Genomic DNA, 14,753 nt, shown 5'->3' on the forward strand with positions numbered 1-14,753 from the left:
CCTGTCGTACGGTCGGCCGGGAGAGCCCGAGCCGGCCGGCGAGGTCGATCTCGTTGCCCAGCAGACTGCCCGGGGCGGGGGGGGCCCGGGGGGGGGGGCGCCGGGCCCCGGTCGGTCAGAGCTTCTTGAGGATCTTCTCGATCTCGTCGACGGCGCCGTTGGCCCAGCGGTAGGAGCCCACGGTGTAGTGCTGGATCGGGAAGGCGTGGCCGGCCTTGACCGCGCGTACGCCCTTCCACACCTTGTTGTCCAGCAACTGCTGGGTGAGCGCGGGGGCCTTGCCGTCGAAGAGCTGCGGGTAGAGCAGCACGTCGCAGTCGTCCAGGATCTCCAACTCCTCGTACGACTTCTGGACGAAGCCGGACTCGTCCTTGGCGATCTTCGCCCCGATCTTCAGACCGAGGTCGCGCATGACCGTCAGCAGCGGCGAGCCGAGGAAGAACGCGCCGTTCTGGCCGCCGCTGAGCGGCGCCCAGGTGGTCTTGGCGATCTGCTGCGCGTACGCGCCCTTCACCTCGGCGAGCCGCCGGCGGTATTCCGACTTGGCGTCGGTGAGCGCGTCGCGCCGGTTGACCGCGTCCGCGATCTTGTCGAGCTGCTCGTACCAGAGCGCCCCGCTGTCCGACCAGTTGTAGTACGCGACGGGTGCGATGGTCTTCAGCGGCGCCGTCTTGTCCTTGTAGAACTGGTCCACGATCAGGTCCGGCTTGAGCGCGCCGATGGCCTGGCTGTTGGGCGTGCCGGCGACGCCGATCGTCTTGACGTCGCGCAGCTTCTGGTAGACGTCCGCGGGCAGCGCGGCGGCGTTGGCGATGCCGTCCGGGATGCCGATGGGCACGATGCCGAGGTCGAGCAGCATCAACGTGTCCCAGTTCTCACAGGCGATGACGCGCTCGGGCTTGGTCGGGACGGTGACGGTGCCGTTGTCGGTCTTGATGCTGCGGGTGCCCTGCTCGCCGCCCTCCTTGCCGCCCTTGCTCTCCTTGGTGTCCTTCTCGTCGTCGCCGGAATCGCTCACCCCGCAGGCGGCAAGCCCGAGTGCGGCGGCTGCCCCGGCGAGCCCACCCAGGAACGCGCGGCGCTTCACGGGCGTGAACGGGATGGCGGATCGAGTCATATCTGTGCTCCTTGCACGGTCCGGACGGCGCGACGATCGCGCACCGCAAAGGTTAGGCTTGCCTAACTTACTCCTTGACCGCAAGATCTAAGGAGTTGGCCGTCGTTGAGGAGTGAGGGGACCATCGGGATGAGTGGGGCGTCGACCGAAGAGCGCCGGTATGCAAGCCGTCGGCCGGGCAGGCTGAACGTCACCAGGGTGCGCCAGGTGCACCAGATCACCCCGCACATGACGAGGATCACCTTTGGGGGTGATGACCTGTCAGAGTTCCTCAGCAACGGCACCGACCAGCACGTCGCCCTGTACTTCTACGACGCGGAAGTCGAGTTGCCCCGACCCTTCACCGCCGACGCGGCCCGCGCCCTGCTCCCCACCGCCCGCCCCCGCCTGCGCCGCTACACCATCCGCCAGCACCACCCCGAACGCGGCGAGGTCGACATGGACTTCGTCCTGCACGGCGCCGACCAACTCGCCTCCGGCTGGGCCGAGACCGTACGGCCGGGCGACGAGAGCATCTGGTTCGGGCCGAGCCCCGCCTACCCGCTGGACCCCGAAGCACCCTGGTACCTGTTCCTCGGCGACGAGACGGCGCTGCCCGCCATCGCCGCCACCCTGGCCGAACTGCCCGCCACGGCCAGGGTCCGGGTGCTGATCGAGGTGGCCGACGCGGCGGAGGAACAGCCGCTGCCCACCGCGGCCGACGCCGACGTCGACTGGCTGCACCGCAACGGCCGCCCCGCCGGCTCCCTCCTCCACGAGGCGGCGCTCGCACTGGCGCTGCCACCGGGCGCCGGACGGATCTGGGGCGCGGCTGAGCGCGGCGTCGTCAAGTCGCTGCGCGGCCACTACGTACGCGACCGCGGCCTGGACCGCGCCCACACCCATCTGACCGCGTACTGGACGCGGGGCGAGACCCAGGACAGCGAGGTCTGACCCCGCCATGTGCCCCCACCCAGGCCAGCGGCCCGGCGCCCGCGCGCCCCACCCGCCCAACAACCGGCCGCACCCCGCGCCCCGCCCCACCCGGGCGCGCGGGCCCCACCCCGACGAACGGCCAACGGAGGCCAAGCCGACCATGCTGACACTCCTCACCGGGAGCCGCGCATGACGCGCCCCGCCCCCGCCGCGCCCGCCCCCGCGCCCGCCCCCACGCCCGAACGCACCAGCCTGCTCCGGTGGTGCCTGCGCGACAACGCCGGCCGCATCACCCTCGCCGTACTCGGCGGCCTCGGCTACCAACTGGCCCTGATCGGCCTGCCCTGGTGCGTCGAGCGGGCCCTGGACCGGGGCATCACCGTCGACGACTCGGGCGCCACGCTGCGCTGGGCCGGCATCATCGCCGCGGTCAGCGTGGCCGCAGCCCTCGGCGAAATGCTCCTCGGCTGGCAGTCCACGGTCTCCGCCACCCTCACCGGCAACCGGCTCTACCTGCGCCTCGCCGACCGCATCGGCGCACTCGACGGCGCGGCCATCGACCGGTACGGCGAGGGCGACCTCAGCATGCGCGGCACCCGCGACGTCGACCTGGTCCGCACCTGGCTGATGGGCTTCGCCTCGTTCGTCACCGGCGTCATCGGCTTCACCATCATGATCATCGCGATCCTGGGTCTCGATCCGCTGCTCGCCGTGGTCGGTCTGGCCTGCGTGCCGCCGCTGGTCCTCATCAACACCGTGCTCTTCCCCAAGTGGTTCGGGGCGGCCAATGCCAAGCTGTCCACCGCCCACGGCAGCCGCGCGGACGCCGTCGAGGAACTGCTCTCGGCCAGCGCCGCCGTCCGCGGCATCGGCGGCGAACGCGCCCTGGTGGAGCGGCACGACGAACGCAGCGGCGAGGTCACCGAGCACACCCTGACCACCGCCCGGATATCGGCGAGCTGGGCGGCCAGCTCGCCCTTCGTGCCGGGCCTCGCCATCGGCGTCGGCCTCGCCGTCGGTGGCCTTGCCGTGCTCCGCGACGACATGTCCATCGGCGGCATCGTCGCCTTCGCCAGTTGGATGGGCATGCTCGTGCTCTGGGTCGGCGTGCTCACCCTGCGGCTCAGCCAGCTCTCCCAGGCGCGCACCGCGGCCGAGCGGCTGACCGAGGTGTTCACCGCCCGGCCGGCGCGCACCGAACCGGCCGAGCCGACCCCGCTGCCGGCCACCGGCGACCTGGTCGCCGACGAACTCGCCGTACGCCTCGCCGACCGCACCGCCCTCGCCCCCACCAGCCTGCGCGCCCGCCCCGGTGAACTGGTCGCCGTCACCGGCCCGATGGCCTCCGGCAAGACCACGCTGCTGCGGGTGCTCGCCGGGCTGACCGAGGCGAGCGCCGGCACCGTACGGTACGGGGCGGTGCCGCTGACCGATGCCGCAGCCACCGACCTGCGGACCCGCATCGCGTACGTGCCGCAGCGGCCGGTCACCATCAGCGGCACCCTCGCCGACAACCTGCGCCTGGGCGGCGACTTCACCGACACCCAGCTCCGGGAAGCCTGCCGGCTGGCCGCCCTCGACGACTACCTGGACAGTGCGCCCGACGGCCTGGAGACGGCGCTCGGGGAGAGCGGCAACACCCTCTCCGGCGGCCAGTTGCAGCGCCTCGCCCTGGCCCGGGCGCTGCTGCGCGAGCCCTCCGTACTGCTGCTCGACGACGTCACATCGGCGGTCGACACCGCCACCGAACGGGCCATCATGGCGGGCCTGACCAACCGCACCGATGCGCTGACGGTGGTGTTCGCCACGCACCGCCCGGCCGTCATCGCCGCCGCCGACCGCGTCCTGACACTACGACCGGCCACCCCGCCGCCGGCCGATACCGGCACCGCCGAATCCGATGCCTCGGACACCGGCACCACCGGTACTGGTGCTCACGAAACCGGTACCGACGAAACCAGCACCGAAGCCACCACGGATTCCAGCCCCGCCGAGACCAGCACCGGTACCGGCACTGACGCCAACACCAAGGCCCCCACCCGTACCGGCGCCGACGACGAGGAAGAGCGGGTGAGCGCACATGGCTGAGCAACAGGGGCTCTCTGCCACCCCGGACCAGACGGCCGTGCTGCGCCGTGCCTGGCCCTATCTGCGTGCCGAGCGTCGTGGCATCGCCCTCGCGCTGGTCAGCAGCGCCCTGGCCACCGCCTGCACGGTGGCCGTGCCCGCCGTCATCGGCGCCGGCGTCGATCAGCTCATCGAGGACGACCGCGAAGGGCTGCTCACCGCGGCCGGCGTGCTCATCGGTTTGATGGTGCTGCGCCTCGTGCTGTTCCGGCAGTCCGAGGTGTGGCTCACCACCGTCGGCGAACGCGTCGTGCGCGGACTGCGCGAGTTGGCCGTGCGACGGCTGTCCCGGGCGCCGCTGCGCTTCCTCGAAGCGCACCGCTCCGGCGACCTGCTCCGCCGCACCACCACCGAGATCGCCGACCTGGCCAACTTCGTCCGCAGCCAACTACCCGAAGTCCTCACCGTCGTCGGCTACTTGCTGTTCACCACGATCCTGCTGGTCGGCTACTCGCCGCTGCTGACCCTCGGCATGCTGGTGGTGTTCGTACCCGGCATCGTCTGGGTGCTGCGCCGGTTCAAACGGGCCGCGAACCCCGCGTTCGCGGCCGAGGCCGCCGCGGCGGGCACCGTCGCCGCCACCTATCGGGAGCTGGTCACCTCCCGCGAAATGCTCCAGACCAACGGCGGCGTGGACGCCTGGCGGACCCGCTTCCTGGCCGACAGCGAACACCGCTACCAGGCCGCACGGCGCACCCAGAAGACGCTGTTCATCATCAGCCTGTCGCGCATCGTGCAGGGCCTGACCACCGTCGTCCTGCTGTTGCTCGGTGGCTGGCTGGCCGCCGACGGCCAGATCAGCGTCGGCACCGTCGTCGTCTTCATCCTCGCCACCCGACAGCTCTTCGACTCCGCCACCCAGGCGTCCAACCTGGTCGGCCAGTTGCAACTGACCAAGGTCGGCCTGGCCCGGCTGCTCGACCTGCTGACCGTCACCGCCCCGGGCGACGCCACCGATGACGACGCCCCGCCCTCGCAGACCTCCCCATCGAAGGACCCCGCCTCCCCGAACACCCCTGCCCCGAGCGCCCCGGTCGCGGAGACCGCCGCCCCGGAGACCGCCGGCAGCACGCCGCCCGCACCGGCCGCCGACCCGGCCCGTCCGACCCCGAGCAAGCCACCCACCGCCCAGCCGGCCGCCCGTACGCCCGCCGCCCCGCTGCCCGACCGCGGCGACCTTGAGGTGCGCGGCCTGCGCTACTCCTACGTCACCGACGCCGAGGTGCTGCACGGCCTGAGCGTGCACATCCCGGCCGGCGCCCGGGTGGCCCTGGTCGGCCCGCCCGGCGCCGGCAAGACCACCCTGGCCAAGCTCGTCACCGGCCTCTACACGCCCGACTCCGGCAGCGTCCACTACGCCGGCACCGACCTGCGCGAGGTGCCCGCGGGCGAACTGCGCCGCCGCATCGTCCTCATCCCGCAACGGGTGCACCTGATCAGCGGCACCCTGCTGGACAACCTCGCCCTGGTGCCCCAGCGCCCCACCGCCGACGCGGTGCGCGAGGCCGTCGCCCGGCTGGGCCTCGCGGAGTGGGCTGCCGGCCTGCCCGACGGCCTCACCACCCGAATCGGCGGCGGTCAGGGCCGACTGTCGGCCGGCGAGGTGCAACTCATCGGCCTGGTGCGGGCCGCCCTGGTCGATCCGGCCGTACTGGTGCTGGACGAGGCGACGGCCGACATCGACCCGCAGACCGCCCACACCTTGGAGACCGCCATCGACGTGCTGCGCGCCGACCGCACCCTGATCGTCATCGCGCACCGCGAGAGCACCATCGAGCGGCTGCCCCGGGTGATCCGACTGGAACACGGCGGCATCAGCGCCCCGCCGTCACCCACGCCCCTCGGCTGACCCACCCTCCTCGACTGCCCCCCGGGGGGCCCCCCCCCCCCCCGGGGGGCCCCCCCCGGCCGCGGCCGGGCCCCCCCCCCCCCCCCCCCGCCCCCCCCGCGCCCGGCCCCCCCCGGGGGGGGGGCCCCCCGGGGGGCCGGCGTCCTGACCCGTACGGCAACCCGTACGACCACCCGTGCGGTACGGGGCCCGGCGCCCCGCCCCGCACGACGTGGGGCCGGAGTCCTCACCCGTACGACCCCGGGCCGGCGTCCTGACCCGTACGGCAACCCGTACGACCACCCGCGCGGTACGGGGCCCGGCGCCCCCGACCCGTACGGCAACCCGGTCCGTACGGGGCCGGCGCCCCGACCCCAGGGCACGGGGCCGGGGCGCCGACTCACACCTTCCGGTACTCGTACGCCTCCTCGGCCGCGGCGGCCACCGCCGCCAGATCGGCCCCGGTGGCCGCGGTCACCACCGCCGCCACCGCGCCCTCCACCAGCGGGGCGTCCACGAGCCGGGTGCCGGCGGGCAGTTCGTCCTCGTCGGCGAGGAGGGCCTTGACCGTGAGGACGGCGCTGCCCAGGTCCACCAGCAGCGCCCCCCCGGCCCCGCCGTCCACCGCCCGGGCCGCCGCCACGATCAGGTCGGAACTGGTGCCGAGCCCGCCGTCCCGGGTGCCGCCGGCGGGCGCGACGGGCGCCGTCGGCAACCCCGCGAGCCCACGGGCCAACTCGGCGACCGCCGCCGCGACCGGGCCGCTGTGCGAGACCACGACCACCCCGACCCGGCCGGCTTCCGCCACCCGCTGCACCGCGCTCACGCCGCCACCTCCACCAGCGCCGCGAACAGCAGCACGGACGAACGCGCACCCGGGTCCTCGTGGCCCACGCTGCGCTCGCCGAGATAGCTGGCGCGCCCCTTGCGCGCCCGTAGCGGCACGGTCGCCCGGGCCCCGGCATCGGCCGCCGCCAGGGCGGCGGCGAACGAGGTGTCCACCGCTTCGGACCCCGGCACCAGCGCGTCCACCATCGTCTTGTCGCCCGGCGCCGCCCCGCCCAACTGGGCCACCGCCGCCACCCCGGCCCGCAGCGCGGCGCCGAACCCGGCCGCGTCGACCTCCGCCGCGTCCCCCAGCGCCTTGCCGGTACGCCGCAACAACGTGCCGTACAGCGGCCCCGACGCGCCCCCCACCGTCGAGATCAACTGCCGCCCCGCCGCGGTCAACACGGCCCCCGGGGTGCTGGGCGGCTCCGCGTCCAGGGCGGTGGCGACGGCGGCGAAGCCGCGCTTGAGGTTGCTGCCGTGGTCGGCGTCCCCGATCGCCGCGTCGAGTTCGGTGAGCCGGTCGGCCTCCCGGTCCACCGCGGCGGCGACCGCCGCCAACCACCGCTGGAAGAACGCCGCGTCGAGCCGGTCCCGCGCACCGCCCGGGGGAGCGGGGCTGGCGGAGGCACGGGGGTCGCTGCTGGATGCGGATGCGGATGCGGATGCGCTGCCGGGCACGGGTGGTTCCCTTCGCTCACTCGACCGGCACGCGGCCGGCCGTGGTCCGTCGGTCACCGGCCAGCCTACGCAGCGCCCCCGCCCACCCCGCGTGCTCGCGAGCGCCACCCCGGGCCCCGGCCCGTGCCCCGACCAGGGGCGCCCCGCCGTACCGCCCCCGGTAGCGCCGAGCAGCGGCGCCCAGGAGCCGCGGCCACCCGCGGCCCCCGGCCCTCGCGGTCCGTGCGGGCCCCAGCGGGACCCCGCCGTTGACCGCGGCCCCTGCCCGCGGCCCTCGGCCCCGGCTACCGGCCCCAGCGCAGCGCCGGCGTCTGCACCGGCGCGTCCCACAGCCGCAGCAACTCCTCATCGGCCTGGCACAGGGTCACCGAGCAGCCCGCCATGTCGAGCGAGGTGACGTAGTTGCCGACCAGGCTGCGCAGCACCGGGACGCCGCGTTCGGCCAGCACCCGGTGCACCTCGGCGGCGAATCCGTACAGTTCGAGCAGCGGCGTGCCGCCCATGCCGCCCACCAGGAGCAGTACGGGCCGGGTCGGGCGCAGGTCCTCCAGGACCGCGTCCACGGCGAAGTCGGCGATCTCGTGCGAGGTCATCATGGGCCGCCGCTCCCGGCCGGGTTCGCCGTGGATGCCCACCCCGAGCTCCAACTCGCCGGCCGGCAGATCGAAGGTGGGCCCACCCATGGCCGGCGTGGAACAGGCGCTGAGCGCCACCCCGAAGCTCCGGCACTCCGCGTTCACCTGCCGCGCGACGGCCGCGACCCGCTCCAGCGGCGCCCCCTCCTCGGCCGCGGCCCCGGCGATCTTCTCCACGAACAGCGTGCCACCCGTACCCCGTCGGCCGGCCGTGTGCAGGCTGTCGGTGACGGCGACGTCATCGTCCACCAGCACCTTGGCCACCTGCACGCCCTCGTCCTCGGCGAGTTCGATGGCCATGTCGAAGTTCAGTACGTCACCGGTGTAGTTCTTCACGACGAACAGCACGCCCGCACCGCTGTCCACGGCCGCAGCCGCCTTCGCCATCTGATCGGGCACCGGCGAGGTGAAGACCTCCCCCGGACAAGCCGCCGACAACATGCCGGGCCCAACGAACCCCCCGTGCAACGGCTCGTGCCCCGACCCGCCCCCCGAAACCAACCCCACCTGCCCGGCCACCGGCGCGTCCCGCCGCACGATCACCCGACTGTCCACGTCCACGATCAACTCGGGATGGGTGACGGCCATCCCCCGCAACGCATCGGCGACGACGGTGTCGGGCACGTTGATGAGCATCCTCAACTGTCTCTCCTCGGCAGATTCCTGAACGAGCCTGTGGGCTGGGGTGTGGCCGGGGCGGGCCGGGCGACGCCGGACATGGGCGCTGCCGGTGGATGCCGGTGGATGCCGGCAGGTGCCGCCGGGTGCCGACGCGCAACGGCAGGCGTCGACGGGTGTCGTCCCCCGAGCATCCCCGCCCCCCCTCGCCCACGGGCCCGACCGTACTGGCACGGGTGCAGGCACCGGAACCGGTTCCGCGATGCGGATGACGCACGGCCCGTCGGGCCCGGAAGGCGGCCCCTGCCGTGGTCGGCGCCCCCACTGCGGCTACTGCGGCTGCGTCGCAAGTTGGATCAGATTGCCGCAGGTGTCGTCGAAGACGGCCGTGCTGACGGTGCCCATGTCCAGGGGTTCCTGGGTGAAGCGGACGCCGTGGCCGCGCAGGCGCTCGTACTCCGCCTGTACGTCGGCGACGGCGAACTGGGCGAGCGGGATGCCGTCCGCGACGAGTGCGGCGCGGTACGGTCCGACGGCCGGGTGGCCCGCGGGCTCCAGGAGGAGTTCGGTGCCGCCGGGCTCGTCGGGGGAGACGACGGTCAGCCACCGGGCTCCTCCGCCCAGCGGGATGTCGTGCTTCTTCGTGAAGCCGAGGATCTCGGTGTAGAAGTGCAGGGCCTTCGCCTGGTCGTTGACGAAGACGCTGGTCAGGTGGATCTTCATGGGGCGTTCTCCTCCGGTCCTGGCGGGTCGGGCACGAGCCATCGCTCGGTGATCTGCCGCAGCGGGGCCGTGTTCAGGTCGTGGAACTTGTAGCGACCCTCCCGTCTGGTCTCGACGAGTCCGGCGGCCTCCAGTACGGCCAGGTGCTGGGAGACCCCCTGGCGCGAGATGCCGAGCTGGTGCTTCACGCTCAGCCGCGAGCAGATCTCGAACAGTGTCTGCCCTGACTTCTCCGCGAGCTCGTCGAGGATCGTGCGGCGTGTCGGATCGGCCAGGGCTTTGAACAGGTCGGCTACCACGCCACCAGGATAGGCAAGTGCTCACTTGCCTATTGAGGCGGGACGCGCCGTGCCCCGTATCCGCCCGCGGCCCGCCACTCACCGCCAACCCACCACCGACCGTCAGCCGGCCCGCCTCCGACGGCCTGCGACCAGCGATCGCGACGCGCCCCCGACGGCCTTCGGGGCGCGGCCTCACCGCCCACCGCCGATGGGGCCGCCGACGGGCCGCCGACGGGCCGGGCGCGGTTCCGCTACGCGGCGGGAGCCGTCGACCGCTCGGCGATGACTAGTAGATGGCCGCTCATGCCGTGGACGGACGGGTCGCCGGCGGTGCGGTAGGCGACGTCGAGCAGCCGCTCGTAGGCGTCGGGGTCCCGTTGCGCGAGCGCGGCGACCTCCGGCTGCGCCCACGCCAGGATGCCCTGGGAGGCGAGCCGGTGCCGTACGCGGAACCCGTGGTCCTCGAAGAGCGGAGTGATGTCATCGGGACGAGTGAGGTATCCGCCGGTGAAACGGCCGGGCCGGGCGTCGTGGTAGTGGCCCTCGTCCAGGATGAGGTCTGCCGTCCCCGAGGTGAAGGCGGCGGTGCCGTGCTCCAGGACGGTGGAGACCAGGCGCATGTAGCGCGGCATCACGGTCGCGAACAGCAGCCCGTCCGGCCGCAGGACCCGACGGGCCTCCCGCAGCGCACGTTCCCGGTCGGCGCCGGACGTCAGGTGGTACAGCGGCCCCAGGCACAGTTGGGCGTCGAAGGAGGCGTCGGGGAAGGCGCTCAGATCGCGTGCGTCCGCCTCCACGACGGCCTCCACGCTCCCGGCGTACGGCTCGGAGTCCTGCGCGATGCGATCCCGCGCGACGTCGAGCAGCGCGGGCGACAGGTCGGTGAGCGTCACCCGGTGTCCCCGGCGCGCGAGCCACCGGGTCCACGTGCCGGGACCCCCGCCGTTGTCCAGAATCCGGGCGGGCGCCGGAGGCAGGTGCTCCGCAAACGCGCGCGCGTGCAACTCCCGCTCGACGGCACCGTCCGCAGGCCGGCTCAACCGGTCGGCCTCGCGCCGCGCCGACCGTTCGTAGTAGTCGCGCACGACGGCTACCGGATCGGGTTCAGTCGTTCTCGTCACGGACCTCATGATCGACAGTCGACGCCACGTCCGCCACGGCTGCCGGTCAGGTTTCATGCCGCGTACACATGGGCTGCGTACGCGGGGATCAGGTGCGGAGGGGTCGCGTACGCGCGGAGCTCGTGCGTGCGGAGTACGTACGCGACCTCGCGCGGGCCTCGTGCACCGTGCCCTCGTGAGGGCGGGCGGCCACCGCCCCTGCCACCCGATCCGCCGGACGGGACCTAATCGGCGCGCCGGAACCGGAAGGTCCGGTCGCCCTGGAGACCCGTCAGGGTGGCCCGCAACGTGTCTCCGTCGACCACGACGTCCAAGTTGGTCGGAACGCTGACCGACATGCACGGGGCCGGGAACGCGAGCCGGTACTTCTTCGTGCTGCCCTCGCTGTCGTCCAGTTCCGTCACCGCCGCGCCGCCGCACAGGCGCATCGGCGGGATGCCGAGGGTGGCCTTGCCGTCGTCGACCTGGATCGTCGCGTGGTTCCCGAAGTCGTCGTACCCCGGCGGCTGGGGGCCGTCCGCCACCCACTCTCCCGCGATCGGCTCCGACTCCTCGGAACACCCGGCAAGGAGGAGGGCCACGGCCAAGACGGGTACGGCGAGTATTCGGCGCATCTACGCATCCCCTGGTGACGGACGACCGGGCGGGCGGTTCACAAGCCAAGCGGCCCACCAGTCAAGCAGACGCGGTGCCAGGTCCGTTGACCGCCCGGCCTCTCGCGCCTGCGGCCGGGCGACGGCCAACGAGGGCGACCAACCCGGTCGGTACGGGCCGGGGCCCACACCCGCCGACGCGCCCGGCCCACCCCCACGACCGAGCCCCGCCCGGCCGCCCCCGCCCGTCAGCGGATGCGCTGGCCGTACACACGCTCCACCGCCATCGTCATCAGCACCCGGCGGTCGGACACCATCACCGACCGGTACTCCGCCCAGTCCGGATGCTCCCCGGCCGCGCGGCGGTAGTACGCCACCAACGCCTCGACCTCGGGGCCCTGCGGCTCGGTACCCGGGCCGATGAGGTTCACGGTGCCCTCGGCCGTGGCCCACGACCCCCCGTCGGCGCGGGGGGCCCCCCCCGCCCCCCGCGGGGCCCGGCGCAGGTTGACGGTCTTGGCGCGCCCCTCGGTCATCGACACGTAGAGGAGTTCGGCCTCCCGGTCGTAGTAGGGCATGACGGGCGAAAGCTGCGGACGCCCGTCCGACTTGAGGGTCGCGAGGACCCCCAGCCGGCTTTCGGCGAGCAGGGTGCGCGGATCGTACGCGGTGTCAGTCATGTCCGACACCAAGTCGTGGGGCCCGGAGCCTATTCCCCGCGCCCTTCGACCTCAGCCGATCGGAGCAGCCGGCCCACCCCGCAGCCCGGCCGCACCACCATGCGCACCGGCTGCGCCACGGACCGCGAGCCCGACCCCGCCACCGGCCACGAGCCCCGGCCCGGCCGCGCCCCCCCCGTACCGAACAGCCGACCAGCCGACCCACCGCGGCCCGCCAGGCACGGCCCACCCACCACGGCCAACCGAGCCGCTAGCGCCGCCCGCGCAGCCTCCGCAGCAACTGCTTGGCCTGCTCCCGCTTCCTGGGGTCAGCCGCCGCGCGCCGCCCCTCGGCCACCAGCCTGCGCCCCTGGGGGCTACGGGCAAACGCCTTGATCCGCCCCACCAAGCCCGCCATGGCACCCCACCCTTTCCTCAGTCGCCCCCGTACGGGACGTATCACCCCATGACGATACGCGCCGTCAGGCTCGGGCCGCCGCCCCGTGGCCAGGGCGGTGCCTGCTCCGGTGGCACCGCCCGTCGCCGGCAGCGACCCGCCCGCCCCCGCTGCCCCTTCCTCGCCTTCAAGCCGCCCGGCCCGGCGGCCATACTGGGTGGACAGGGGAGGGCACGGCGAGCGATGACGGGGGCGACGGCGGCCGATGGCGGAATCGATGGCGGACACCAGGCTGATCCAGGGCCGGTACCAGCTCCTGGACCTCATCGGGCGCGGCGGCATGGGCGAGGTCTGGCGCGCCCGTGACACCTCGCTCGGCCGGCACGTCGCCGTCAAGTGCCTCAAGCCGATCGGCCCCCAGCACGACGCGTCCTACGTCCGGGTGCTGCGCGAGCGCTTCCGCCGCGAGGCCCAGGTGGCCGCATCGCTCCAGCACCGCGGGGTGACCGTGGTGCACGACTTCGGCGAGAGCGAGGGCGTCCTCTACCTGGTGATGGAGTTGCTCGACGGCCGCAACCTGAGCCAACTCCTGGACGACAGCCAGCCGGAGCCGCTGGCCGTGGCCGACACGGTGGACATCGCCCAGCAGGTCAGCGCCGCCCTCGCCTACACCCACCGGCAGGGCATCGTGCACCGCGACCTCAAGCCGGCCAACATCATGCGGCTGACCGACGGCACCGTGAAGATCTGCGACTTCGGCATCGCCCGCCTCGGCCACGACATCGGCGGCCTCACCTCCCGGCTGACCGGCACCGGCATCGCCATGGGCACGCCGCACTACATGTCGCCCGAGCAGATCGCCGGCGGCCTCGTCGACCACCGCAGCGACCTGTACTCGCTCGGCTGCGTGCTGTACGAACTGGCCACCGGGGCCCCGCCGTTCGACCACGAGGACGCCTGGGCGGTCCTGGTCGGCCACCGCGACACCCCGCCCGAGCCGCTGCGCGACCGCCGCCCCGAACTGCCCGCCACCTTCGCCGAAGCCGTACTCGACCTCCTCGCCAAGGACCCGGAGGAGCGCCCGGCCGACGCGGCCACGCTCGCGACCCGCATCGCGGGCGGCACGCCGGGGGAGTCCACAGCCGCCCGCCGGGTCAGCGACGGCGACCCGCCGGCCAGCGGGCCCGGCACGGCCAGCACGACCGGCGCTGCCGGGGCGCCGACCGCCAGCGGGGAGCCGGAAGCGGAGACGGAGCCGCCCGCCGCCGGCGCCGACCTGCCGTCCTGGGCCCGCCACATGACCATCGGCTCCAGGGCCACCGGCGCCTTCCCCGCGCAGTCCCCGCCGGACGGTTCCGCCGGCCTGACCGGCGCCTGGACCGGACCCCAGGCGACCGCGCGCCCGCCCGCGGCCGGCGCCGAACCGAAGCGGCCCACGCCGCCGCCCGGCGTCCTGGACCGGCTGGCCATCCGCCACCACGCCGGCCTCAGCTTCGCCCGGCTCGGCCGCTGGGAGGAGGCGGGCGAGGTGCACCGCGCCGTGGCCGCCGAACGCGAACAGGCCCTCGGGCCTGACCACCCCGACACCCTCGCCAGCCGCTACGAGATCGCGTTCACCCTCGGCCGGCTCGACCGCCCCGCCGAGGCGCTGCACGAGTACGGGCGGGTCGCCGAAGGCCGCGCACGCTCCCTCGGCCCCGACCACCCGGACACCCTCGCCGCCCGCCAGGAGACCGCGTACGTGCTGAGCCAACTCGGCCGGCACCTGGAGGCCCACGAGATCTACGGCACCGTGCTCGCCGCCCGCACCCGCGTCATGGGCCCCGACCACCCCGACACCCTGCGCTGTCGACACAACCTGGCCTTCAACCTCAGCCGGCGCGGCCGGCTCGACGAGTCCTACCGGATGGCGCGCGAGGTGGCCACCGCCCGCGCCCGGGTACTCGGCGCCCTGCACCCGGACACGCTGGTGACCCGGTACGAGGTGGCGTACGCGCTCGGTCAACTCGGCCGCAGCGACGAGGCCCTGCACGCCTACCGCGAGGTGGCCGCGGCCCGGGCCGCGGCGCGGGGCGCCGCCCCCCCCGCCCCCCACGCCCCCCCCGACGCGGGGGGGGGCGGGGGGCCCCCCCCGCGGCCCCCCACCCCCCCCCCCCGGGGGGGTGGCGCCCCCCCCCCCGCCCCCCGCCCGGGGGGCGCCGGGCCCCGGGCGCCCCCCCCCCCCCCGGGG

Annotated in this window: 14 protein-coding genes and 1 pseudogene; 4 read left to right on the forward strand and 11 right to left on the reverse strand. The window is 74.3% G+C overall.

From position 1 onward, the window contains the following. Nucleotides 1–73 (reverse strand): annotated as a pseudogene (locus AAHZ94_RS13765) (GntR family transcriptional regulator); the annotation flags it as partial. Nucleotides 74–115: 42 nt separating this feature from the next. Beyond that, a complete protein-coding gene (locus AAHZ94_RS13770; protein WP_349993148.1) occupies nt 116–1,117 on the reverse strand; it encodes an ABC transporter substrate-binding protein in 1,002 nt (333 codons plus the stop codon). Between the two features lie 105 nt (nt 1,118–1,222). On the opposite strand from AAHZ94_RS13770, the gene AAHZ94_RS13775 reads away from it, so the two are divergent. The 3 genes from AAHZ94_RS13775 to AAHZ94_RS13785 all read left to right on the forward strand — a co-directional run bounded on the left by AAHZ94_RS13775 (nt 1,223) and on the right by AAHZ94_RS13785 (nt 6,008). Next, on the forward strand, nt 1,223–2,050 hold the full coding sequence (locus tag AAHZ94_RS13775) for a siderophore-interacting protein (protein ID WP_349993149.1): 828 nt from the start codon (nt 1,223–1,225) through the stop codon (nt 2,048–2,050). Between the two features lie 171 nt (nt 2,051–2,221). After that, nucleotides 2,222–4,120: an ABC transporter ATP-binding protein gene (locus AAHZ94_RS13780; protein WP_349993150.1), complete on the forward strand. Its 1,899-nt coding sequence runs from the start codon at nt 2,222–2,224 to the stop codon at nt 4,118–4,120. Next, on the forward strand, nt 4,113–6,008 hold the full coding sequence (locus tag AAHZ94_RS13785) for an ABC transporter ATP-binding protein (RefSeq protein ID WP_349993151.1): 1,896 nt from the start codon (nt 4,113–4,115) through the stop codon (nt 6,006–6,008). The genes AAHZ94_RS13780 and AAHZ94_RS13785 overlap by 8 nt, the downstream gene beginning before the upstream one ends. Before the next feature lie 379 nt (nt 6,009–6,387). On the opposite strand, the gene AAHZ94_RS13790 is transcribed toward AAHZ94_RS13785, so the two are convergent. The 9 genes from AAHZ94_RS13790 to AAHZ94_RS13830 all read right to left on the reverse strand — a co-directional run bounded on the left by AAHZ94_RS13790 (nt 6,388) and on the right by AAHZ94_RS13830 (nt 12,544). Further along, nucleotides 6,388–6,813: a PTS-dependent dihydroxyacetone kinase phosphotransferase subunit DhaM gene (locus AAHZ94_RS13790; RefSeq protein WP_502964668.1), complete on the reverse strand. Its 426-nt coding sequence runs from the start codon at nt 6,811–6,813 to the stop codon at nt 6,388–6,390. Further along, the gene (dhaL, locus tag AAHZ94_RS13795; RefSeq protein ID WP_349993161.1) at nt 6,810–7,376 is read right to left on the reverse strand and encodes a dihydroxyacetone kinase subunit DhaL; all 567 of its coding nucleotides are present in this window, start codon (nt 7,374–7,376) and stop codon (nt 6,810–6,812) included. The genes AAHZ94_RS13790 and dhaL overlap by 4 nt, the downstream gene beginning before the upstream one ends. 404 nt (nt 7,377–7,780) lie before the next feature. Continuing rightward, a complete protein-coding gene (dhaK, locus tag AAHZ94_RS13800; protein WP_349993152.1) occupies nt 7,781–8,773 on the reverse strand; it encodes a dihydroxyacetone kinase subunit DhaK in 993 nt (330 codons plus the stop codon). A gap of 306 nt (nt 8,774–9,079) precedes the next feature. Further along, nucleotides 9,080–9,472, reverse strand: a complete 393-nt coding sequence (locus tag AAHZ94_RS13805; protein ID WP_349993153.1) for a VOC family protein — start codon at nt 9,470–9,472, stop codon at nt 9,080–9,082. Beyond that, nucleotides 9,469–9,771 (reverse strand): ArsR/SmtB family transcription factor, encoded by a 303-nt coding sequence (locus AAHZ94_RS13810; protein ID WP_349993154.1) that lies wholly within the window; start codon nt 9,769–9,771, stop codon nt 9,469–9,471. The genes AAHZ94_RS13805 and AAHZ94_RS13810 overlap by 4 nt, the downstream gene beginning before the upstream one ends. Before the next feature lie 233 nt (nt 9,772–10,004). Further along, nucleotides 10,005–10,874 (reverse strand): class I SAM-dependent methyltransferase, encoded by an 870-nt coding sequence (locus AAHZ94_RS13815; protein WP_349993155.1) that lies wholly within the window; start codon nt 10,872–10,874, stop codon nt 10,005–10,007. A gap of 224 nt (nt 10,875–11,098) precedes the next feature. Further along, complete coding sequence (locus AAHZ94_RS13820) at nt 11,099–11,488, reverse strand: hypothetical protein (RefSeq protein ID WP_349993156.1); 390 nt, start codon at nt 11,486–11,488, stop codon at nt 11,099–11,101. A 227-nt stretch (nt 11,489–11,715) separates the two neighbouring features. Next, nucleotides 11,716–12,147: a PPOX class F420-dependent oxidoreductase gene (locus AAHZ94_RS13825; protein ID WP_349993157.1), complete on the reverse strand. Its 432-nt coding sequence runs from the start codon at nt 12,145–12,147 to the stop codon at nt 11,716–11,718. Between the two features lie 250 nt (nt 12,148–12,397). Next, complete coding sequence (locus tag AAHZ94_RS13830; RefSeq protein ID WP_349993158.1) at nt 12,398–12,544, reverse strand: hypothetical protein; 147 nt, start codon at nt 12,542–12,544, stop codon at nt 12,398–12,400. A gap of 256 nt (nt 12,545–12,800) precedes the next feature. On the opposite strand from AAHZ94_RS13830, the gene AAHZ94_RS13835 reads away from it, so the two are divergent. Further along, nucleotides 12,801–14,753, forward strand: a 1,953-nt coding sequence (locus AAHZ94_RS13835) for a serine/threonine-protein kinase (RefSeq protein WP_349993159.1), incomplete at its 3' end; no start/stop codon positions are given.

Source organism: Streptomyces sp. HSW2009 (genome assembly GCF_040240285.1).
Taxonomy (GTDB): Bacteria; Actinomycetota; Actinomycetes; order Streptomycetales; family Streptomycetaceae; genus Streptomyces.

Coding starts and splice junctions, on each gene's coding strand:
- AAHZ94_RS13770 (WP_349993148.1), bottom strand. CDS start 1,117: ATGACTCGATCCGCCATCCCGTTCACGCCCGTGAAGCGCCGCGCGTTC.
- AAHZ94_RS13780 (WP_349993150.1), top strand. CDS start 2,222: ATGACGCGCCCCGCCCCCGCCGCGCCCGCCCCCGCGCCCGCCCCCACG.
- AAHZ94_RS13785 (WP_349993151.1), top strand. CDS start 4,113: ATGGCTGAGCAACAGGGGCTCTCTGCCACCCCGGACCAGACGGCCGTG.
- AAHZ94_RS13805 (WP_349993153.1), bottom strand. CDS start 9,472: ATGAAGATCCACCTGACCAGCGTCTTCGTCAACGACCAGGCGAAGGCC.
- AAHZ94_RS13820 (WP_349993156.1), bottom strand. CDS start 11,488: ATGCGCCGAATACTCGCCGTACCCGTCTTGGCCGTGGCCCTCCTCCTT.
- AAHZ94_RS13825 (WP_349993157.1), bottom strand. CDS start 12,147: ATGACTGACACCGCGTACGATCCGCGCACCCTGCTCGCCGAAAGCCGG.
- AAHZ94_RS13830 (WP_349993158.1), bottom strand. CDS start 12,544: ATGGCGGGCTTGGTGGGGCGGATCAAGGCGTTTGCCCGTAGCCCCCAG.